At 49.7% G+C, this 21,109-nt stretch carries 13 protein-coding genes; 8 read left to right on the plus strand and 5 right to left on the minus strand.

Going from position 1 to position 21,109, the window contains the following annotated elements:
- Positions 1–8: 8 nt before the first annotated feature.
- Positions 9–1,880, minus strand: a complete 1,872-nt coding sequence (locus H6F90_RS16015) for a tetratricopeptide repeat protein (protein ID WP_190553386.1) — start codon at positions 1,878–1,880, stop codon at positions 9–11.
- A 316-nt stretch (positions 1,881–2,196) separates the two neighbouring features.
- Here H6F90_RS16015 and H6F90_RS16020 point away from each other — a divergent pair, with 316 nt between their 5' ends.
- The 5 genes from H6F90_RS16020 to H6F90_RS16040 all read left to right on the plus strand — a co-directional run bounded on the left by H6F90_RS16020 (position 2,197) and on the right by H6F90_RS16040 (position 7,742).
- Positions 2,197–3,846 (plus strand): FkbM family methyltransferase, encoded by a 1,650-nt coding sequence (locus H6F90_RS16020; protein ID WP_190553387.1) that lies wholly within the window; start codon positions 2,197–2,199, stop codon positions 3,844–3,846.
- Between the two features lie 20 nt (positions 3,847–3,866).
- On the plus strand, positions 3,867–4,418 hold the full coding sequence (locus H6F90_RS16025; protein WP_242024499.1) for a gluconokinase: 552 nt from the start codon (positions 3,867–3,869) through the stop codon (positions 4,416–4,418).
- A gap of 132 nt (positions 4,419–4,550) precedes the next feature.
- Positions 4,551–5,969: a serine/threonine-protein kinase gene (locus tag H6F90_RS16030; protein WP_190553388.1), complete on the plus strand. Its 1,419-nt coding sequence runs from the start codon at positions 4,551–4,553 to the stop codon at positions 5,967–5,969.
- Positions 5,970–6,494: 525 nt separating this feature from the next.
- Positions 6,495–6,935 (plus strand): GNAT family N-acetyltransferase, encoded by a 441-nt coding sequence (locus H6F90_RS16035; protein WP_190553389.1) that lies wholly within the window; start codon positions 6,495–6,497, stop codon positions 6,933–6,935.
- Positions 6,936–7,451: 516 nt separating this feature from the next.
- A complete protein-coding gene (locus H6F90_RS16040; RefSeq protein ID WP_190553390.1) occupies positions 7,452–7,742 on the plus strand; it encodes a hypothetical protein in 291 nt (96 codons plus the stop codon).
- Positions 7,743–7,902: 160 nt separating this feature from the next.
- Here H6F90_RS16040 and H6F90_RS16045 read toward each other — a convergent pair whose 3' ends face one another.
- The 4 genes from H6F90_RS16045 to glpX form a co-directional block, all read right to left on the minus strand.
- Positions 7,903–13,437, minus strand: coding sequence for a tetratricopeptide repeat protein (locus tag H6F90_RS16045; protein ID WP_190553391.1), 5,535 nt, complete (start codon positions 13,435–13,437; stop codon positions 7,903–7,905).
- A gap of 21 nt (positions 13,438–13,458) precedes the next feature.
- Complete coding sequence (locus H6F90_RS16050) at positions 13,459–16,542, minus strand: UPF0182 family protein (RefSeq protein WP_190553392.1); 3,084 nt, start codon at positions 16,540–16,542, stop codon at positions 13,459–13,461.
- Between the two features lie 103 nt (positions 16,543–16,645).
- Positions 16,646–17,941 (minus strand): glutamyl-tRNA reductase, encoded by a 1,296-nt coding sequence (locus H6F90_RS16055; RefSeq protein ID WP_190553393.1) that lies wholly within the window; start codon positions 17,939–17,941, stop codon positions 16,646–16,648.
- Positions 17,942–18,281: 340 nt separating this feature from the next.
- Positions 18,282–19,325 (minus strand): class II fructose-bisphosphatase, encoded by a 1,044-nt coding sequence (gene glpX / locus H6F90_RS16060; RefSeq protein ID WP_190440897.1) that lies wholly within the window; start codon positions 19,323–19,325, stop codon positions 18,282–18,284.
- Positions 19,326–19,635: 310 nt separating this feature from the next.
- On the opposite strand from glpX, the gene H6F90_RS16065 reads away from it, so the two are divergent.
- From H6F90_RS16065 to tadA, 3 genes are all read left to right on the plus strand, one after another.
- Positions 19,636–19,887: a hypothetical protein gene (locus H6F90_RS16065; RefSeq protein WP_190553394.1), complete on the plus strand. Its 252-nt coding sequence runs from the start codon at positions 19,636–19,638 to the stop codon at positions 19,885–19,887.
- 115 nt (positions 19,888–20,002) lie between these two features.
- Positions 20,003–20,323 carry a glutaredoxin 3 gene (gene grxC / locus H6F90_RS16070; RefSeq protein ID WP_190553395.1) on the plus strand — a complete coding sequence of 107 codons (321 nt, stop codon included), beginning with the start codon at positions 20,003–20,005 and terminating at the stop codon, positions 20,321–20,323.
- Positions 20,324–20,525: 202 nt separating this feature from the next.
- Positions 20,526–21,050: a tRNA adenosine(34) deaminase TadA gene (tadA, locus tag H6F90_RS16075; RefSeq protein ID WP_255525007.1), complete on the plus strand. Its 525-nt coding sequence runs from the start codon at positions 20,526–20,528 to the stop codon at positions 21,048–21,050.
- Positions 21,051–21,109 lie beyond the last annotated feature (59 nt).

The raw sequence follows: 21,109 nt of genomic DNA on the forward strand, positions 1-21,109 counted from the left end.
AAAGGAAACTACGGCTTGCTTGGCGCGTCACACCAGCGATGCCACATTTGCCGATACAGGCTTTCGAGGGTTTGAGTAAAACCGCGCCCATTTGTTAGAGGCGATCGCGACATCAGATAGCGCAAATTGGATCGGAGAAAGCGTAAGCGATCGCGGTCTTCGGCTAAACGTTTGGCCAATGCTACATACTCGCCTGAAGACACAGCAATCAAATCGGTCAGCCCTAGATTGGCTAACAAGCTCATCCCCACCCTAGCTGCATGACTTTTGCCAGCCAGAGTAATCACCGGAATCCCCATCCATAAAGCTTCGCAGGTAGTTGTAGTGCCGTTGTAGGGAAAACTGTCCAGGCCAATGTCGATTTGGTGATAAAGGGCCAAGTGCTCGGCAAAAGAGGAGACGTGCCCCAGTAGGTGGACGCGATCGCTAGTCACGCCATGTTGAGCGAACAAATCATGAAAGCGCTGACGAGTAGCCGCATCAGTCAAAGCTTTGTATTTCAAAACCATCTGAGATTGGGGTACGGCCTTGAGGATATTGGCCCAAGTTGCAATCACTTCTGGTGTCACCTTGGCCAAGTTATTAAACGAGCCAAAGGTCACGTATCCCTTCGTCAGCGCGGGTAATGCTTCTACAGTTGGAGCGTTTTGTGCTGCTTGGTAGCAGAGAAAGCCACGGGGTAGACGCACTAAGCTCTCGGTGTGACGAGTATCAGCCACTCCTACGGGATCGGCCCAAGTATCGGTGAGGCGGTAATCGATCGCTGACAAGCCTGTGGTGTTGGGATAACCCAAATAAGTTACTTGGATCGGTGCAGGTTTATGAGCGAACACCAAAATGCGGTTGCCAGCCGTATGTCCCGCTAAATCCACCAAAATATCAATCTGGTCTTGGCGGACCAACTGGGCTACTTGCTCATCACTAAGGCTAATAATGTCGCGCCACCCATCGGCAAAGCGGCGAAATTGTTCGGTCAAGCCATCAGCGGCCAGTAGATTAGCGTAACAAAACACCTCATAGTTAGCACGGTCGTGAGCCGCGAGTACAGAGCCGATGAAAAATCCCACCGGATGGGCGTTAAAGTCTGGGGAGACATAACCAATCCGCAAACGGCGATCGCGAGTTCGATCATTTAAGTGTGGCGTCGCCGCTTGAGTCAGCGGCTCGGCATACTGTTCGGCCCAGCGTTTGTGCTCAGCAAAAATTGTCTCCGGGTCGTGGGTGCTGTCGTAGTGCAGCGAGAACAGCAGATTACTCTTCGCTTCCATCAAACCGGGTTTCATCGCGATCGCCTGCCGATAAGCCGCGATCGCCTCCGTCATCCGTCCTTGGTCTTTGAGCACGTTGCCCAAGTTGTTGTAGGTTTCGGCCAAGTCAGGGCGTAGCACTACTGCTCGCTGGTAGTGGGTGCTGGCTTCTGCCAACTGACCTTGGCGTTTGTACATATTGCCGAGGTTGTTGTGGGCCTCAGCCGAATCGGGCTTGAGAGTTAGAGCTTTCTGGTAAGAGGCGATCGCGGCTTCCGCTTGGCCCAAATCTTGGTAAACATTACCTAAGTTGGTATGAATGTCAGGGGCAGTAGGTTGCAGGGCTAGCGCTTGCTGGTAGTAAGTAATCGCTTGATCGAGTTGGCGACGGTTGAAGCAGGCCAGAGCCAGTTGGCAATATTGAGTTGCTGCTTGATGCCAATATTGAGTTGCCGCTTGAATCTGCCCCTGCTGTTGAGCAATCAGCCCTAACTGAGACAGAGCCTCAACTTGGTCCTCAACTTGGTTGGGTTGCTGCTGCAAAATTTGCCGATAGATTTGCTCAGCTTCAGACCACCGCTTGGCCTGAAAATGTTGGAGTGCGATCGCCGAAGCTTCAGAAATATTCACCATACCGCCCAATGCCTTGTTCCACTGAATCTTGCCTGCAAAACTGTCTCATCTCAAGTCTGTAACTTTAACGCTACACCGACTCCAGCATTCCCTACCCGCCCCCGTATCTCAAAGCTCAATCTCAAAACTCGGTCCCAGATTGCCTCACAAAAGCTGAGTTGCGCTTTCAGATAGACATTATGTTGGGAATGATCAAGAGAAATAGAGGCTAGCTGTAGTTGAGTTAAACGAATGGCTTGAGCCTCTGCCACTCGCTAAAGTGAGTTGCCCCACTTTGCTAATCCCCTAGAATTTTGCCCGATCGAGGATCTTGAGCATGTCAACGCCACTGAAAACGATCTCCTTGCTTTGCCCCACGCGAGGACGACCTGATAAAGCCCTCCGTCTCGTCTTAAGTGTGCTGAAAACCGCGCACCATCCGGAAAGAGTCGAGGTTTTATTTTATGTAGATACCGATGACTCCACCAAGCTGGACTACGTGGAGCAACTGAAAGCTCATAAAACAGAACTCAACCGCTTAAAACAGTGCTTCTTGATGGTCAACGAGCCAATTGGGGTTTCTAAAGCCTGGAATGCCTTGGCGGCTGCTTCCCAAGGCGATCTGCTAGTCATGGCCGCTGATGACCAAATTTATAACGACGCGGGGTGGGATACGCGGCTCGACCAAGAAACCGCAAAATTCCCAGATGAGATTTTTTGCATGTGGTTCAACGAAGGTCATTGGGGCGAGAAGCTATGCACCTTCCCCATTGTCAGCCGCAAATGGTGTTTAACGTTGGGCTACTTCATTACAGGCATTTTTGAGTGTTTGTATGATGACCTGTGGATTATGGATATTGCCAAGCAAGTCGGGCGCTTGCACTACATTCCCGATGTGTTGACGGAGCATTTGCATTGGGGCTATGGCAAGGCTGAAATTGATTCCACTTACGAATTCAAGCAGGTGGACTCCCAAGGAAACCTTAAGCCTGCGGTGCGACGAGACATGGATTTGTTTGGCAGAACAGCTCCTTATCGAGAAGCCGATGCTCGCAGAATTGCCGCAGTCATGCATGGTCCTGTGACTCTGCAACCTGGCTTGTCTCCGATTGGTCGGCCTACGATCTTCAACGATGTCAATGGCGCGATCGCCCCTACCAGTCAACCTGCCGTTTCGCCCACTAAAACCCAAGTGGTGAACTTAACGATTACTAGTAACCAAGAAACCAAACAGTTAAAGCTGTACTTGGATGCGGAGAAATATACCCAGCAACTCATGCTGTCGCGTTTTAGCGCTGGCAAGCTGTATGAAACAGAAGTTTCTGATTTTTTGATTCAAACGCTGCGTCCCGGCGATCGCTTTATTGATATTGGGGCACATGTGGGCTATTTCTCTCTTTTAGCAGCTACTTTGGTTGGTGGTTCGGGTAGTGTGCTGGCTTTTGAAATGGAGTCGGCGAATTACAAAAAGATTTTAGAAAACATTGAACTAAATCACCTTTCAAATCTCAAGGTTTTTAATGTTGCTTTAGGAGCTGAAACAAAAGAAGCCCAGTTTTTTGTCAATTTAGATAATGATGGTGGTCATGCTTTGTGGAATGTGGGAGCGCACCAATTTAATCAAAAAAGTCGAATGAGTCAAGCAACAAAGAAGGTTAATGTTACCACGTTAGACGAAGCCTTGGCTGACCAAAATTCTATCCCGCCTAAGATGATTAAAATTGACACCGAAGGCGCAGAGCTGCAAGTTTTGAAGGGTAGTATAAACATCCTGAAAACTCATCAAGTTCCTTACATTATTTCTGAAGTTAACCGTTTCGGTTTACAGCAAATGGGAACCAACGAAACTGAACTGCGAGAATGGATGCGATCGCTCGGATATGACGCTTATTTAATGCAAGCCAGTTCACCCAATTTAGTTAAGCTAGAACCCAACCAATATTGCGACACCACTAAGGTATTTAACCTGTTATTTACTCGTGTCTAACTTCAGGTTGTGAGGCAGAAATGAACGACTGTCCATTGGTCTGGATCATGATGGGGGCAGCTGGATCAGGGAAGACGGTAGTAGGGCGATTGCTATCCGAGCGCCTAGAATGTGATTTCCTCGAAGGCGATCGCCGCCATCCCCAGACCAACATCCTCAAAATGCTCTCCCACCAACCTTTGCACGACGCAGACCGCCGCCAATGGCTCTTAGAAATTGAGGATGATATTCAACGCGCTGGCGATCGCAACCGTGAGACAGTCATTACTTGCTCTGCCCTAAAACTCTCCTACCGCAAACAGCTAGCCGCTTTAGGGCGTGTCCAACTGGTTTACCTTGAAGTACCGCATATAGAACTAGAGCGCCGTCTCACTCAAAGACAAAATCACTATATGCAGTCTGTCATGCTGCAAGGCCAAATCGCTGCCTTTGACCTCATTAGCCCCGAAGAAAATGTCATCACGGTAGATGGACTTTTACCTCCTATTGAGGCAGTCAATTCATTGCTCAGTCAGGCAATGCAACGATTCCCCAGCTTAAAACAACCTTGGTGGCAACGAAGCGCGGAATAAGCTTCTCTTGATTGACCACTCTTCACTAGCCTCAGGACAAAATGTAACGAGTTGTTGCAAAAAGCGAAACAGTTGGCGAATGAACAGACAAACATTTAGCTGAATTCTTCGCCCTGCTACGTTCCTAAAGCAATGGATCAACTCGTTAACCAAGTTTTGTGCGATCGCTACCGCATTCAATCTCTGCTAGGCCATCAAACTAATCGCAGAACATTTCTAGCAAAGGATTTGCAAACATGGTTACCTGTTGTCGTCAAAGTACTGCTCTTTGGCCCTAACTTTACTTGGCAAGATCTAAAACTTTTTGAACGAGAGGCGGAAGTCCTCAAATCCCTGAATCATTCAGCTATCCCTAAATATCTTGACTACTTTGACGTCGAAACTGAATTAAGCAAGGGTTTTGCGCTGGTTCAAACTTACATTGAGGCGAAGCCTTTACAGGATTGGGTACAGTCTGGACGAACTTTTAGCGAGGCAGAACTCAAAGCGATCGCGAAAGAACTTCTGGGAATTTTAGACTACCTCCATAGCCGCCAGCCTGCGGTTGTGCATCGAGATATTAAACCCAGCAATATTTTGTTAGGCGATCGTAGCGGTCATAGTCCTGGACAGATTTACCTGATTGACTTTGGTTCTGTCCAAACAGCAGTTCGAGATGGAACCAAAACAATTGTTGGTACCTATGGTTACATGCCGCTAGAACAATTCGGAGGACAAACAACGCTTGCTTCTGATCTATATGCTTTAGGAGCAACGTTGATTTATCTAGCAACAGGTCAACACCCGGACCAACTACCACAGCGAAAGATGCAAATTCACTTTGAGGATAGAAGCAACCTCAGCTTGCCTCTAAGGAATTGGCTCAAGTGGATGACAGAACCTAACGTAGAGTTACGCCTTAAATCTGCAAAGCAGGCGCTGGAAACCTTAGAAATATCTGCTCTACTGAGACATCCCTCGTCGACAGGTACTGAGAAACCTGCTGGTAGCAAAGTCGAAGTTATAAATACCGATCAAATATTAGAAATTTTAATTCCACCACGGTGGTTTCACTGGGGGCTATTACCGATGATCGGATTTGCAATCCCCTGGAACTCTTTTCTGGTGTTGTGGTACAGTACCTCGCTGGCAACCTGGAGTAGTGGCGGCTGGTTCTCAGCTTTATTTTGCATCGGCCACTTGGGTATTGGTCTTTGGCTAACTTGGAATATTCTCTTTTCTTTATTAGGGCAAGTCAGGCTTCGCATCAATCAATCAGAAATCCTCTTGGTTTGTGAGTTTCTCGGATTAAGATGCACACCACCTCTTACCTACGCCCGGCAAAAAATTATGAAGATTGAAGTTGCACATCTTTTTTACAACACAGATCTCGAAGGAGATAGTGCGACAGTCTTTCCTCAGATCACTATTTGGGCTGGAACAAGGAAATTTCAATTGGGGGATCGAGGCAGTCTAACGAACCCAGAGATTGACTGGTTGGCTCAGGAGTTGAGCAATTGGCTAGATATACCGATTACTCAACTTAACGCAGCAGATTCAGCAAAAAAATAAACATTAGAGATTTTGTGATACCTCAAATTGATAAATCAGCTTTGGAATTCTATTTTTACTAAGTTCGGCAGAGCCTTGGAATGACTAAACATATTAATTTCTTGGGGTATAGCTTGTGGGTGCGAGACCGTGCTGAACAAATATTTGCCAAGATGCCATCTTTCAAATTGGTACACTTTTATACAGCATTAATATATTCCGACGCGGCTATTTGTGGCGAGGTAGAACGATCGCCATATTATCAGTAGTATTTCTAGCTATTGAAATGTTTACTTCTGCTTACAATATACGTTTTTTAGCTCCTGGCAGAAGCATCCTCAATATGTTAGTTGCAGTTTGCCTATACAGCGCTGAAAAGCCTCATTTCAACCGTGCCATGAGAGATGGTATGAGGCAGGCAAGATGGTGGTTGCCATTAGCCTGGATTTTAGCTGTTGTTTTGATATTGCTACTATTATAGTTTGTCTTATAGTAGTTTTTGTACAAGTGATAGGTACACGCCACGGTAAGTGCTAAGGATAAAAGATGGAAGTTATTTTGGCTCGCTTGGAACATCTTGAGGAAGTATCGAGATTGTTTGATAAATATCGCGTTTTTTATCAGCAACCCTCAGACATGGAAGCAGCTAAGAAGTTTCTTCAAGAGCGATTGCAGAAAAATGATTCTACTATCTTCTTAGCTAGTGATAGAGGGAATATGCTTGGGTTCACCCAGCTTTATCCTAGTTTCTCTTCAGTATCGATGAAACGGGTTTGGATTTTGAATGATTTGTTTGTAGAGGAAGCCTACCGGGGAAAAGGAGTTGCACAGTTGTTGATGAATGCGGCAGAGGAGTTTGCACGAGAAACAGGAGCTGTCCGAATTGTTTTAGCAACGCAAATATCTAACATTGCAGCGCGATCGCTTTACGTATCACGTGGATACATCAAGGATGAAGATTTCTATCACTATGCATTACGTTTATAGGAAGGGCACAACAACGCCATGTACACCGATCGTCATAAACAGATTTTGAATAAGGTTTAGTTTGATTATAAAAACCTCAGCAATGCTGTGCTTCATCTAGAAAGAGGGCTAGGTGACAAGGTTGCATGTACTAAGACTACAATACTTATTCAATATAAGTTAGGCTAAATTTGTTCAACTGAATCATAGAAATTAATCAAAATTTTAGCCTAAGAATAGTTATATTTTTAAGTGCTTTTCAACTTGATTTATCAGGTTGTAAATGATTTATGAAACTGCATATATTTGTGATAAAACTGTTCTGTCTAGGACAGGGTAAATATCTAGGCTTGATTAATTTCTCGGGTTTTATTGAATTTAATATAGACAATAAATGAATGGTTTAAGAGAAGTGTGATTTTTAGAAGGTTAAAACAAGCGCTTTAAAATTTTACTCTTACTTTAAATTCTGTATATTCTAAAATGAACCTGGTTTGAGCCTTACTTTGGGAGATGGCCATAATGAACACCTTTCCTATGAATGTTCCGATTTCTGTGCAAACAGGGGATGTGAGTATTAGCGGTAACCTCGCTACATATCAAACACCATATGGAAGTATTAAATTTGATACAAGTAAGAATCCAGTGAAGATCTTGGATGGAGAGCTGCGCCAGGGTTTGATGCAGAGTATAGACGGTGAGTGGTTTCTAGAAACTAATTCTGGTGGAATCAACCTCTTATTTGTAAGATTGTTTCATCAAACCTATCTAATGAAATTACCTCCAGGACATCAGTTTATTCCGAAAGATGCTAGTCATCATAAGTAAGTCTTTAAGCTCGAATTATAAGAAAATCTAAAGCTTACACGACGACGTTGGTCTCTAGTTAGAAAGTTTGGTGATGACATACTTCAACAATTGTAGAGGAATGATGAATACGGTCCATCATCTGGACAGTTCGGCAAGAATTGAAGACAAGTCTGAAAAGCTATAAATTGAGTCCAGTGAGACAGCGTTGCACTTGTTTTTCCCAAGTCCAATCTTGCATGAAGTGAGCGGCGGCTTGGCCCTTGGCTTGGGCGGTTTGGTAGTCGGTGTAGACCTGTTCTAAAGCTTCGATGATTTCTTCTACGTTTGATTCGCCCCAGCCTTCTACACCTTGGAAAATGGGAATTGATTTAGCAGGTTTTTGGTGAGTCAAGGCATAGCAGCGATCGCTTCCAATCAAATCTAAGTGGCCCGTATTGGCTGAGAGAATCGTGGGTAGCCCACAAGCCATACTTTCCATTGCTACCAAGTTGGTGCCGCCTTCGGCGCGATTGGGAAATAGTGCAACATGAGCTTCGCGGATAATTTGCCCGACCATATGATTGGGAATAGGACCAACATCAATACAGGCATCGGCGGGAATTCCATTGGCAACAAGCCATTCCACTACTCGCAAGCGACCATCAGCATGAATAGCTGGCATACCTTGGACGTGACCTGACTGCTCCAGCCCCAACATGAACTGTGGCCAGAAATTATGCCAAGCTGTGAGGAGTAATGCCTCTGGGTGGCGATCGCGAAACGCCCTGAAAGCTGCAATTACAATATCTTGGCCTTTGCGGTACTCCAGCTTGCCGCCGGAAAAAATCACGAAGCGATCGCGGAACAAATTGGCTTTGGGAGCAGGATGGAAAATCGCTGGGTCAATGCCTTGAGGGGCGGTGTAGACGTTCTCCAGGCCGTAGCTTTGCAATACTTGGGCGTTCCAAGTTGAGCCTGCCACGATCGCATCATAGGTTTTAGCCTTGGCAATGGCTTCTGGTTTTAGGGCCGTATCTTCAAAAAACACCACGCCGAAATTACGCTGACCGAAGACTCGCGGCAACAGTTTAGAGTCAAAATCTTTGCCCAAGGCGTAGAAGATGGGGATATCTAAGCCGACTTGTTGGTTGGGGTAGTTAGCCAGCAGGTTTTGTAGATTTTGCTGTTGGGCGATCGCAGGACGCAACAGCACTTGGTGTAGCGGATTGAGCAGTTCTGAGGTGACTGAGGCGGGTGTTAGCAACATCGGGGCGAAGTGGGGATGCTGCTGCAACTGGAGCGTGAAGTTGATGCCGTAAACTCCCCATCCTGTCATTAAGCTCAGTTGCCAGCCGATACCAATGGGTCTCACTGGCTTAGTGTTTGCGGTGGGAGGTGGGGGAGTGACGTTAGTAGAATCGTCGGGTGGAGTAGCTGCTGCGAATTCAGGAGAAGGCTGGGGCATGGCAGGAAGAGAATGGGTTGATGGCGATGGTGTCTCGACTAATGTTTGCAATGCCTCCTGGACACGGTTGATCACAGCGGCCCAGCCACCCGGTTGTTGCTGGCGAAACAGCCGCATGGTGGGATACCAAGGGCTATCTTCTCGCTCTAGCAGCCAACGCCAATCGGGGGCAAAGGTGAGCAGCACCCACACAGGTTTGCCCATTGCGCCTGCCAAGTGAGCCACAGAAGTATCCACGGTAATCACTAAATCGAGTTGAGCGATCGCGGCGGCTGTATCAGCAAAGTCTTGCAACTGCGAACTTAAATTCTCTACGGTTGCACCGTCACTGGTAAGTTGGGCAAGTTCGGCAACTGAGGCATCTTTCTGCAAGCTGTAGAAGCTGACTCCTGGTATCGCCAGCAACGGTTGAAAGTAGTGGGGTGAGCAAGAGCGATGATGGTTGTTTTGATTCGTGCGGCTGCCCGACCATACGATGCCAACTTTCAGATGGCCAGTAGGTGCGCTGAGCTTTACGGCGGATTGTGTCGGAGGGAAAATGTAGGGAACTGAGGCAGGGATGGTGTCTACCGTGGTACCAAACAAGCGCGGCAAGCTCAGCAGTGGCGTGTGCAGATCAAAGGCGGGCAGGGGAGTTTCTTGGGCCACGAGTTGATCGATGCCAGCCACCCCAGCCAATAGGCGCAGCAGTGGGGCTTGGCATTCTACAATCACCCGTCCGCCGCGCTCAGCGACCAAAGCCGCATAGCGAATGAATTGAATCGTATCGCCAAAGCCTTGCTCGGCATGGAGCAAAATAGTTTGCCCTTGCAAGTCTGAGCCATCCCATAGTGGCTGAGTAAAAGGACGAGGCCGTCGGTGAGGTCGTCGCCAGCGCCATTCGTACTCGGCCAATCCCTGCTGAAAATCTCCGCCGATCAGCCAAGCCAAAGCGCGATTCCAATGAGTCTCAATATCGTCAGGATTGCTAGCTAGAGCCTGGTTGTAGGCTGCGATCGCCTGAGCGACTTGACCTTGCTGACGATAAATTAAACCCAGACTGGCATAAGCGTTCGTGAAGTTGGGGTTGAACGCTAAAGCTTTTTGGCAATGGACAATCGCCTCAGCAAACTGGCCTTGTTCTCGGAGCGTGGCGCTGAGGTTGGCATGGGCTTCAGCAAAGTTAGGCGCGATCGTCAACACCCGCTTGTAGTAGGCGATCGCTTGGTCAAATTGGCGTTTTTGGTGCGCGATCACTCCGAGCAAATGGAGGGCATCCAGGTGGTTGGGGTCTTGCTGCAACACCTGAAAGTAAATGGTGCTGGCTGCCTCTAGTTGATTAGTTTGGTGCCTTTGGAGGGCAGTAGCGATCGCCGCCTCCAAATCACTCAGAGGTGTAGGCAGGCAACTGGCTAATAATTTTTGCAGTGCTTGACTGACTCGCTCAATGACTTCAGGCCAATTTCCCGCAGTGGTTTGCCGAAATAGCCGCATTGTCGGGTACCAAGGGCTGTCTTCGCGGTCAGTGAGCCAGCGCCAGTCGGGGGATGTGTCGAGCAGCAACCAAACTGGCTTGCCTAAGGCTCCCGCTAAATGAGCCACGGAGGTATCAATGGCAATCACTAAGTCGAGTTGGGCGATCGCGGCGGCTGTATCGCCAAAATCTTGTAACTGGGGGCTTAAATCTTGAATTGCAGTGGAAGGTAATTGCGCTAAATCAGCAATTTGCGGGCCTTTTTGCAAACTATAGAACGCGACTCCAGGCAGCTCTAGCAGAGGCAAAAACTGCTGGAGGGGGCAAGATCGTTGCTGATTGTGAGGGTGGCTAGGATTGCCTGACCAAACCAAGCCAACTTTGAGTTGCGTGGCTGGTGGGGCAACTAAAGTCAGGCTGGAGGTTGGAGGCTGCAAGTAGGGCACCTGGGCAGGAATGTTTTCCAGGCTGGTGTCTAAAATTCGCGGCAAGCTTAATAGTGGCGCATGGACATCAAACTTGGGGATGGCCTGACCCTCGACGATAAATTGCTGAATCTGGGGGAGGGGCTGAATCAGCGTGGATAACGCTTGCTGACAAGCCACAAGGATGCGGCCTCCCTTCTGCGCTACTAAGCCTACATAGCGAATGAATTGAATTGTGTCGCCAAACCCCTGCTCTGTATGAATCAGCAGGGTTTTTCCTGACAAGTCAGAGCCATCCCAAATTGGTTGCTTGAATGGTTGCGGCTTCATGTCTAGTCGTCGCCACCGCCACTCATATTCCTCAAAACCTTGCCTCAAGTCACCGAGCCGCAATAGCGCGATCGCTCTGCTAAAGCGGGCATCGACATTCTCAGGATTAACAGCCAGCGCTTGCTTGTAGCAAGCCATTGCCTCGACATAGCGACCTTGGGCCTCCCAGATTGTGCCCAAGTTGTTGTAGGTCATGGCGTAGTTGGGATTCAGCGCGATCGCCTGCTGGTAGTGCGCGATTGCGGCATCAACTTGGCCTTGTTCTTTCAGCGCGGCCCCCAAATTGTGGTGCAACTCAGCGGCTCCAGGATTCAGGGCGATCGCTTGTCGGTAATGAAAAATTGCCGCCTCAATTTGTCCAGTTTGGCTGAGCGCTACGCCCAAGTTACTATGCGCTTCCGGAAAGTTAGGTTTAAGGGCTAAGGCTTTTTGGTAGTAGGCGATCGCGTCAGAGTTACGTTTCTCAGTGGCAGCTAATGCCCCCCGCAACTGCCAAACCTCGGCTTGGTTGGGTTGCGCTTGCAAAATTTGCTGATAAAGTTGCTCTGCTTTCACCAAACGACCTGATTGATAGTGCTGGATAGCAGTTTTTAGGAGTGCTGCCCAATCTTGCTCTGGTAGAGCATTGGCTGACCTCTCCCCGCCTGCGGCACCCCTCTCCTGTAGGAGAGGGGCTGGGAATGAGGTTTGGCTTTTGTCTAGTAAATATTTTTGCGGTTGAGCGATCGCCTCCCGCAGTGCTGCCACCACTCGCGTCAACACACCTGCCCAATCACCAAATTGAGCTTGCCGAAACAACCGCATGGTGGGATACCAAGGCGTGTCTTCTCGCTCCAGCATCCAGCGCCAATCGGGAGCAAATGAAAGCAATACCCAGACAGGTTTACCTAAAGCTCCAGCCAAATGAGCAACTGCCGTGTCTACCGTGACGACTAAATCCAGTTGGGCGATCGCGGCGGCTGTATCACCAAAATCTTGTAACTGGGGGCTTAAATCTTGGAGGCGATCGCTTAGTGCACCCAGTTGAGCCAGTTCTTCTGGTTGGGCTGCTTTTTGCAAGCTGTAAAGCGTTACGCCAGGGATATCTAGCAAAGGGCGGAAGTCACCCGCTGTACAGGAGCGATTGCGGTTATTGCGATTTTCTGGATTGCCCGACCAGACGAACCCTACTTTTAACTGGGTGTTTGGAGGGGTGACCAAGGTGATCGAGCTAGAGCTAGGAACCTGAAGATAGGGCACCTGAGCAGGAACGGTTTCTAGGGTGGTGCCGTGGAGCCAAGGTAAGCTCATCAAAGGTCTTTGCACCTCAAAGGCGGGTAAGGCTTCACCTTGAGCGACAACGGCTTGCACTCCGGGCACCGTTTGGACTAAGCGAACTAAGGGAGCTTGGCACTCTACCACCACTTGCCCGCCGTGCTCTGCAACCCAGGTGGCGTAGCGAATAAATTGCATGGTGTCGCCAAACCCTTGCTCGGCATATAGCAGAATCCACCGTCCTGCTAGGTTTGAGCCATCCCAGAGGGGTTGAGGAAATGGGCGCAGTTGTTTGCCTTCCCGTCGCCAGCGCCATTCATATTCAGCAAAGCCTTGGCCTAAATTTCCACCCAGCAACAAAGCCAGAGACCGATTCCAATGAGGCGAGACAAATTCTGGCTTCAGCACGATTGACTGGTCATAAGCCGCGATCGCCTTAGCTACTTTGCCTTGATGTCGCAGGGCATGACCCAAGTTGTTGTAGGCTTCTGGGTAGCGGGGGTTGAGAGCGATCGCTTGCTGGTAGCTAGCCACAGCCGCCGCATATTCACCATTAGCAACCAAAGCCAATCCTAGATTGTTGTAAGCATCAGCAACCTCAGGCTTGAGGGCGATCGCTTGGCGATAATGGGCAATCGACTCCTCAATGTAACCAGCTTGGTAAGCAATTAGCCCTAGGCCATGCAAGGCAGGGAAATAATTAGCCTCTTGCTGCAAAATTAAGCGGTAAAGCTGCTCGGCTTGATGCAACTGCCCAGCTTCATGATGCTGAACGGCGCTAACAAACGCTTCACGGATGGTTGCCATGTGGCTAAATCCTAATACGGTTCAGGGCGTTGAGGGGACAGGCGATGGAGTCGGAGGTGTGGGAGCCGCTACGGGACGCACCACTGGGGCAGTGGGTGCTTTAGCTTCAAACACGGCTGCTAGAGCTTGGTCAAACGTTTCTGCCATGACGATACGGTTTTCGTAAGCCACAATGACTCGGACTAAAGTAGGCAAGCTGTTTTGCTCAGCTTCCAGATATAGAGGCTCAACATACAACAACGACTGCTCGATCGGAATCACTAACAGATTGCCCTGAATCGCCCGCGAACCTTGCCGATTCCATAAGGAAATTTGCTGAGAAATAATCGGGTCTTGATTAATCCGCGCTTCAATTTGCTCTGGCCCGTAGACCAATTGCTGTTTAGGAAACTCGTAGAGCAACAGCTTGCCATAGTTTTCTCCGTCCGATCGCGCTGCCAACCAAGCAATCAAATTATTGCGCTGTCGCGGCGTAAAGGGCAGCAACAAAATAAATTCTTCTGTATCGCTCCCGGGCAGGCTAGTAATCAGGTAATAGGGTTCTACCAACTGCGGTTTACTGCCATATATTTCTACCGGAACCTGCCATTGGTCTTCCCGGTTATAAAATACCTGCGGATCGGTCATGTGATAGGTCAGCAGCCGCTCTGATTGCACATTGAAAAAATCGACCGGATAGCGGACGTGGCTGCGAAGGGCGGCGGGCATATCACTGATCGGTTTGAATAATCCTGGAAAGATTCTGGCCCAAGTTTGAATAATCGGATCTGTGAGATCAGCGACATAAAAATCAACCGAGCCATTGTAAGCATCGACCACCACCTTGACCGAGTTGCGAATGTAGTTAAACGGATGGTTGCCAGGGTCTGAGTAAGGATAGCGATCGCTCGTCGTATAGGCATCGACCATCCAATAAAGATAATTTTGGTCGGCTGAATCATCATCGCCAGCAGTAGCCTCTGGGTTGGTGTCAGCCGTAATTAGATAAGGCTCACTGTCATAACGCAGAAAAGGGGCGATCGCCCGAATCCGCTGGTTAATGTTGCGACGGAACAGCACCTTGGTTTGGGGCGTAAAGTTGCGAGTTAAGACCATCTGCCAATCATTTAAGTACTTGGCAAATAGCAACCGTCGCCATTGAGAATTTAGGAAGACACCACCGCGCCCCCCGTAGGTGTTGTAAACGTTGTCGTTTCCACTGGGATAGTCCAACTCCTTGACTCGCGTCCCAGTCATGACATAGGTATTAGCAATCTCCCCGTAGTAGAGCCGAGGTTGGCCAATAGGAATACTGGCTCTAATTCCAGCGCTGGAAGTCGTCAAAGAGCTAGCATTATCATCGGCTGGGTTGACCCCAATATCTTTAACGAAATAATCTGGCAAACCTCCTGGCCCCACCCGATTCACTGGGCTAAGCGTAAATCCATAGCCGTGGGTGTAGACCAAGTGCTCATTCACCCAAGTTTTAGCTTGTTGCGGCACCGCACTGTAATCTAACTCCCGCGCCGAAATTAGAACCTGCTGCTTTTCGGTAGTGAGGGGTGTTCGCTGAAAGCGTTCCTGCAGGGTGGAGTTAGGAGTGAGGAGAGAAGAAGCAATATCATCCCTTCTTTCGGAACGCTTCGCGAACGTTCTTCCGCCTTCATCCTTCAAAAGCGTGTAGCGATCGACATCCGCATCTGGAAACCGATAATACAACCGGATTTGTTGTAGCTGCCGATTAGTTTGTAGGAGCGGACGTGTGTCCCAGAGCCGAATGTTGCGGAGGGTAAGTTGGTTGTTTTGCAGGTCAGTGCGGGTCAGTTCTCCAGTGGGGGAAAAGGTTTGAGCATCAATGGCTTGCAGGTCAAATGCTTGACGGGTTAGGGCAATGCTGCGCTCGATATAAGGACGTTCCCGGGCTAGCTCGTTAGGCTGTACGGCAAAACGATGCACTGCCTCTGGGAAGGCGATGCCCGCGATCGCCACAACCGCGACGTACAAACCCAACCCATACAGCCAAGGAGCGGGTTGGCTAGCTCGCTTCGAGCCGACCATCGTTCGCCAAAGCAGAAAAACCGCGATCGCCAAGGCCAAAAAGCTCAAGCCAGTGTTAATCGGCAACTGCACCGTTACATCCGTGTAGCTAGCGCCATAAACCACGCCTCTAGAGGAGTACAGCAACTCGTAACGACTGAGCCAGTGACTAAAAGCGATCGCGAGCATCAGGCTAGTGCTCAAGCCCTGTAAGTGGCGAACTTGCGGAGCCGAGAATCCCGGAAAGTTGCCCTCACTCAAGCTTTCTCCTGATAGGAGATACCACAGCGTTACTGACACTAAGGCATACAGCGTTAAGCCTGTCAGCCAAAAGGCTAGGAGTTGCTGGACTGGCAGAGTGAAGACATAAAAACTAATATCGCGACCAAAAAGCGGATCAGTACTGTTAAATGACGTGGGATAGAAGTACTGCAAAACCTGTGCCCAGTGGCCATCCAGTGTGAGCCCAAACCCCACTGCTAAAACCACTGCGATCGCTCGCAACCAAAACCGAGGGGCAATTGTTAGCCCCAGCACAAGCCCACCCAACACTGCCGCCTGCGACAGATGACTCGGCAATTGCACCAAGATTTGCCATATGATTTCTGGTTCTAAGCGCTGGGGGGACGGTAGTGATGCATTGGAAAAGCTAGAAAAAGCCTTGCCCAGCCAGCTAGGGGGATGCCAATAGCGTCCCGCCACCTGAGCGTAGTAAAGCAGCATCACGCCCACCAACAGATTTAACCCCACCGCCAGCGGCAGCAACTTAGTCACCCCTAAGCCTCGAGGCCGAGCCACCCGATTTCCCAACAAAATGTCCTTGGGGCTGAGATCTTGCTCTTGCGGCTTCTGGTATTGCAAGCGTTGGGCGATCGCAAAATTACCAAACCAAAACCCGATCGTTACCAAGCAGGCGATCGTCCAGAGACAGGCTTTAGTCCAGACCCGCAGCAAAAACACGGGTGAATAGCCCAATTCCTGAAACCAAAGCACCTCTCCCCCCAGCCGAGCTAGCAAATCAAATGCCAACCACAATCCAACCAGGAAGACAACAACCTGAGAAACTGTGCGGAACCAGCTCTTACCCATCAGCCTTCACCCCAAAAAAATAACCCCACTTCTGGAGGGGGTCTGGGGGACGCAGCCGTCCCTCAGCGGGGGTTTGGGGGCGAGTGCCCCCAAGGTTCGGATGCTAAATTGCCTCACCCGATCGCGCCTCTGGATTGAGGTTAAACAACATTTCTAGCGACTGCATCGCTCGCCGCCGCGCCTCAATATCCTGCTGCGCCCGGAGTTGCACCATCGGGTCATGCAAAATCTTGTTTACAATCCCTCTAGTCAACGCCTCAATAATTTCCTGGTGCTTCTCCGCAAACTCGCTGCCTAAGCGAGACAACGCCTTTTCCAGTTCTTGCTCGCGAATGGTTTCAATTTTTTCCCGCAAGCAGCTAATGGTCGTGACGGTTTCTAGCGATCGCCACCAAACATCAAAGGCGTCTAGCTCATCTTCTAGCAGGGCTTCTGCCTCCATTGCCATCTGCCGACGGCTTTCTTGATTTTGCGCCACCACAGCTTTTAAGTCATCGACGTTGAACACCTGGACACATTCCAAGTCATTGACATCTGCATCGACGTTCCGGGGCACGGAAATGTCGATCAGCATCAAAGGTTGAGTTGGCTCCAAGCAGTTTTCTAGCTTGGCGCGATCCAAAATCGGTTGAGTCGAAGCGGTACTGGTAAATACCAAATCTGAACAGGTCAGCACTTCCGACAACTCAGACAGCAAGCAGAGCTTGAGTTGCGCCTCTGTAAACTGGCTGGCTAGTTCCTCTGCCCGCTCCAAAGAACGATTGAGAATACAAATTTGCACTGCTCCCTTGGAGATTAAGTGCTGCACCAACAACCGCGCCATTTTGCCTGCCCCAATAATGGCAACTCGACAAGCAGCGAGGTTGGGCACCTTAATTTGGGCTAGCTCCACCGCAGCCGAGCTAATTGAAACAGCCCCCGTACCAATGCTGGTTTCTGTGCGAACGCGCTTACCCGCCGAGATCGCTTGCTTAAACAGTTGATTGAGAATGCGGCCTACGCCTTTGTATTGCTGGCCCAGCTTGTGAGTGTGCTTTACTTGGGCCAAAATTTGCCCTTCGCCCAAAACCAAGCTATCCAGACCCGCAGCCACCCGCATCAAGTGCATGACTGCGTCTTGGTGTAATAACACAAACAGGTGAGGTCGTAGCGCCGGAATGGGTAACTTGCTGTGCTCAGACAAGAATTGCGTCACTTCCCGCACGCCGTGCTCCGACTCGGTAGTGACAATGTAAATTTCGAGGCGATTACAGGTACTGAGGATGGCAGCTTCCTCAATGTGGCTGTAGCTCTGCAAGTGAGCGATCGCCGCCTCATGTTGATGTTCTGGAATACTAAGCTTTTCGCGCACTTCAACGGGGGCTGTCTTGTGGCTCAGGCCCACAACGGCAATATTCATCTTCCCTCCCTAAGAGTTGTCGTCTTCCAAGCCAGACGGAGCGATTGATGTAAAAACGTTTTTGATAACCAGCAGGCGTCTAGCAGGCTCAATCAATGGATCTTTAGAAATCTAAATTAAAACTAAAGGAGTACCTAAAGTAGGCAAGTTAGGAAAAGTTCATCTAGCTGGAGACCCAAAGTGATAGGCATGAAAAAGCGATCTACGTCAGCGATCGCTTCTACCTTTAGTGTGGCACTTCTCTGGGGTTAATGCTGTTTCAGGCTTAAAGTTCAGCAGGGGCATAGCATTGCCATACCCCTGTCTGAAATCCTGCCGTTAGCAATTGAGAAACTGCAAATTAACGCAATTGCAGGGATTTGCTTTGTCCATCAAGCAGGTGAATGGTATCTACAAAGCGAGCCGTTTTGGACTGGTTGGAAATGACCAGAGATTGAGTCCGAGCGCCACCGCTAAAGAAGCGCACGCCTTCCATCAAAGTGCCAGGGGTGATACCGCAAGCGGCGAACAGGACGGTTTCACCAGACGCTAGCTCATCGTCGTTGTAGATGCGATCGGGGTCGTCCACGCCCATTTCTTTCAAACGAGCGATGTTGGCTTCCCGGTTCCAGTTGCTGCTTTCGGGAGTGTTGACATCTGCGGGGTCGTAGATTAGTTGGCCTTGGAAGTGGCCACCCAGGCAACGCATTGCAGCAGCGGAGATCACACCTTCAGGAGCGGCGCCAACGCCCATCAGAGCGTGGATGTTGGTGCCAGCGAAAGCACAACAAATGGCGGCAGACACGTCACCGTCGCTGATCAGGCGAACTCTAGCTCCAGCTTGGCGGATTTCTTGGATCAATTCCTTGTGACGAGGACGATCCATGACGACAACCACTAGTTCTTCCACAGAGCGGTTTAAGCACTCGGATAGAATCTTGAGGTTTTCGGTCGCAGACTTGCGAATGTCCACTTTGCCCTTGGCTGCCGCCGGAGCTGCCAACTTCTTCATGTAGAAGTCGGGCGCTGCGAACAAACCACCTTTTTCAGAAATAGCCAACACGGCCATAGAGCCGTTTTGACCATAGGCGACGAGGTTGGTGCCTTCGCAGGGGTCAACCGCAATGTCAATTTCGAGCAGCTCGTCTGGGTTGCAGTATTCTTTAGCATCCTCGCGGGTGCAAATTCCCACTTCTTCCCCGATGTAGAGCATGGGGGCGTCGTCGCGCTCCCCTTCCCCGATCACGATACGGCCTCGCATGTAAATTTTGTTCATTCGCTCCCGCATTGCTTCTACAGCAACTTGGTCAGCGATGTTCTTTTCGCCCTTGCCCATCCAGCGAGCAGAGGCGATCGCAGCCTGCTCTACTACTTCGATAATCTCAAGACCGAGCGTGTTTTCCACGAGGTGTTTCCTCCAAACGGCTGATTTTGCGTCGTTTTAACTGGCAATTTCAGTTCTCAATCCTACCAAAGTGCGGGTATACCCTTGACAGAAAGATTTTGGGTTGAGCGGCAAGAGTGGCAGTTTGGGTGTGTCAGAACTTAAGGAATTCGTCACAAATTGCTCCCAGCAACCCAGATTGAGCAAAGCTACAGTGGAGACAGGCGCTTGGCTCCAAGCGTGATTCAGCTATTTTTGAAGCGGTGGGCTAGAGCTGGCTTTATCTCTATCTGGCGATCGCTGGGAAGTTTTTTGAGTTCGGAGCATCACGATGAATCAAATGGCTTGGTTCCTGGTGGCTTGGATTGGTGGCAGTTTAGCGATTTTAGGTAGTCTGATGACGCTCGGGAGTCTGTTGTTGTGGCTGGTGCCTCGGTCTGGGAGTAAGCCGCAAAAAATGGATAGAGAGCGATCGCCAGGGATACCAGACTGGCAGAATCGTGTGAAGTTAACGGCGGTTTCTCTGGGGCTGGCGATCGCAGGTTTTACCCTTTTGGTAGTTTTTCCGTTGCCACGCCACTAAAACTTTAGGGGAGTTAGATGCGGAGTAATGCATGGCTGTGCGGCTCTGGGTGCGGAATAGTATGCTTAGAGTTAACAGCTCATTTCAGCTAGCAGCTTTATTAGTCTGAGAAAACATGCTCGAATTTCTCAATCGGTTTTTTGGTCGTCACCCTGAGCAAGTTAAGGCTCATGTGGAGATTTATACTTGGCAAACTTGTCCTTACTGCATTCGGGCGAAGGTGCTGTTGCAGTGGAAAGGGGTGAAGTTTACTGAGTACAAGATTGATGGCGATGGAGCGGCTAGGGTCAAGATGGGGGAGCGGGCGAATGGTCGCCGGACGGTGCCGCAGATTTTTATCAATAATGAGCATGTGGGCGGCTGTGATGATCTGTATGCCTTGGATCGTCAGGGACAATTAGACCCGCTTTTGATGCAGTCTGCTGTTGAAGTTTGATAGCTGAAGTTTGTTGGTTGAAATCCGAACCTTGGGGGCACTCGCCCCCAAACCCCCGCTGAGGGACGGTTGCGTCCCCCAGCCCCCCTCCAAACGAGTTGATCTTTAGGCGTTTCGAGCCTTTTGTTTTTATTCCCTCAATCTCCTAGCTTCTGACTTCTGACTTCCTTCCCTTTCATCCTTCATCCCTCCTCATTCATCCTTGCAACTCCCCCCTCCTGTTCTTTCTCACCCCAAATACCTAGTGCACCATCGCTGGATGGCTCGATCGCTGGAGCTAGCTGAAGCGGCGGGTGCGGCAGGGGAAGTGCCTGTGGGAGCGGTGATTGTGGGGCCAGATGGAGAGTTGATCGCTGAGGGAGAAAATCGGCGGGAGCGCGATCGCGACCCAACGGCTCATGCGGAGGTTTTGGCTTTGCGGGCGGCGGGGCAGGTGTTACAAAATTGGCGTTTGAATGAATGCACGCTTTATGTGACGCTTGAGCCTTGCCCGATGTGTGCGGGAGCAATTGTGCAGGCGCGGTTAGGGTTGTTGGTGTACGGGGCGGACGACCCGAAAACTGGTGCGGTGCGAACGGTAATGAATTTACCAGATAGTGCTTGTTCGTTTCACCCACTGAAGGTTTTAGGTGGGATTTTGGAAATGCCTTGTAGGAGGCAGTTACAGGGTTGGTTTGCTGAGCGGCGGCGATCGCGGCACCTACCTAACTCGGCTTCTACCTCATGACAGCGGCGGAAGTGTCCTTGTGGCAGAAGACAACTCAAATAAAAGCCTTTACGTTAGGT

The organism is Trichocoleus sp. FACHB-591 (genome assembly GCF_014695845.1).
In the GTDB taxonomy this organism is placed as follows: domain Bacteria; phylum Cyanobacteriota; class Cyanobacteriia; order FACHB-46; family FACHB-46; genus Trichocoleus.

What these genes read in the sequence shown, in the direction of transcription:
- H6F90_RS16015 (WP_190553386.1), bottom strand. Translation starts at nt 1,880, where the DNA reads ATGGTGAATATTTCTGAAGCTTCGGCGATCGCACTCCAACATTTTCAG.
- H6F90_RS16020 (WP_190553387.1), top strand. Translation starts at nt 2,197, where the DNA reads ATGTCAACGCCACTGAAAACGATCTCCTTGCTTTGCCCCACGCGAGGA.
- H6F90_RS16025 (WP_242024499.1), top strand. Translation starts at nt 3,867, where the DNA reads ATGAACGACTGTCCATTGGTCTGGATCATGATGGGGGCAGCTGGATCA.
- H6F90_RS16030 (WP_190553388.1), top strand. Translation starts at nt 4,551, where the DNA reads ATGGATCAACTCGTTAACCAAGTTTTGTGCGATCGCTACCGCATTCAA.
- H6F90_RS16035 (WP_190553389.1), top strand. Translation starts at nt 6,495, where the DNA reads ATGGAAGTTATTTTGGCTCGCTTGGAACATCTTGAGGAAGTATCGAGA.
- H6F90_RS16040 (WP_190553390.1), top strand. Translation starts at nt 7,452, where the DNA reads ATGAATGTTCCGATTTCTGTGCAAACAGGGGATGTGAGTATTAGCGGT.
- H6F90_RS16045 (WP_190553391.1), bottom strand. Translation starts at nt 13,437, where the DNA reads ATGGCAACCATCCGTGAAGCGTTTGTTAGCGCCGTTCAGCATCATGAA.
- H6F90_RS16050 (WP_190553392.1), bottom strand. Translation starts at nt 16,542, where the DNA reads ATGGGTAAGAGCTGGTTCCGCACAGTTTCTCAGGTTGTTGTCTTCCTG.
- H6F90_RS16055 (WP_190553393.1), bottom strand. Translation starts at nt 17,941, where the DNA reads ATGAATATTGCCGTTGTGGGCCTGAGCCACAAGACAGCCCCCGTTGAA.
- H6F90_RS16065 (WP_190553394.1), top strand. Translation starts at nt 19,636, where the DNA reads ATGAATCAAATGGCTTGGTTCCTGGTGGCTTGGATTGGTGGCAGTTTA.
- grxC (WP_190553395.1), top strand. Translation starts at nt 20,003, where the DNA reads ATGCTCGAATTTCTCAATCGGTTTTTTGGTCGTCACCCTGAGCAAGTT.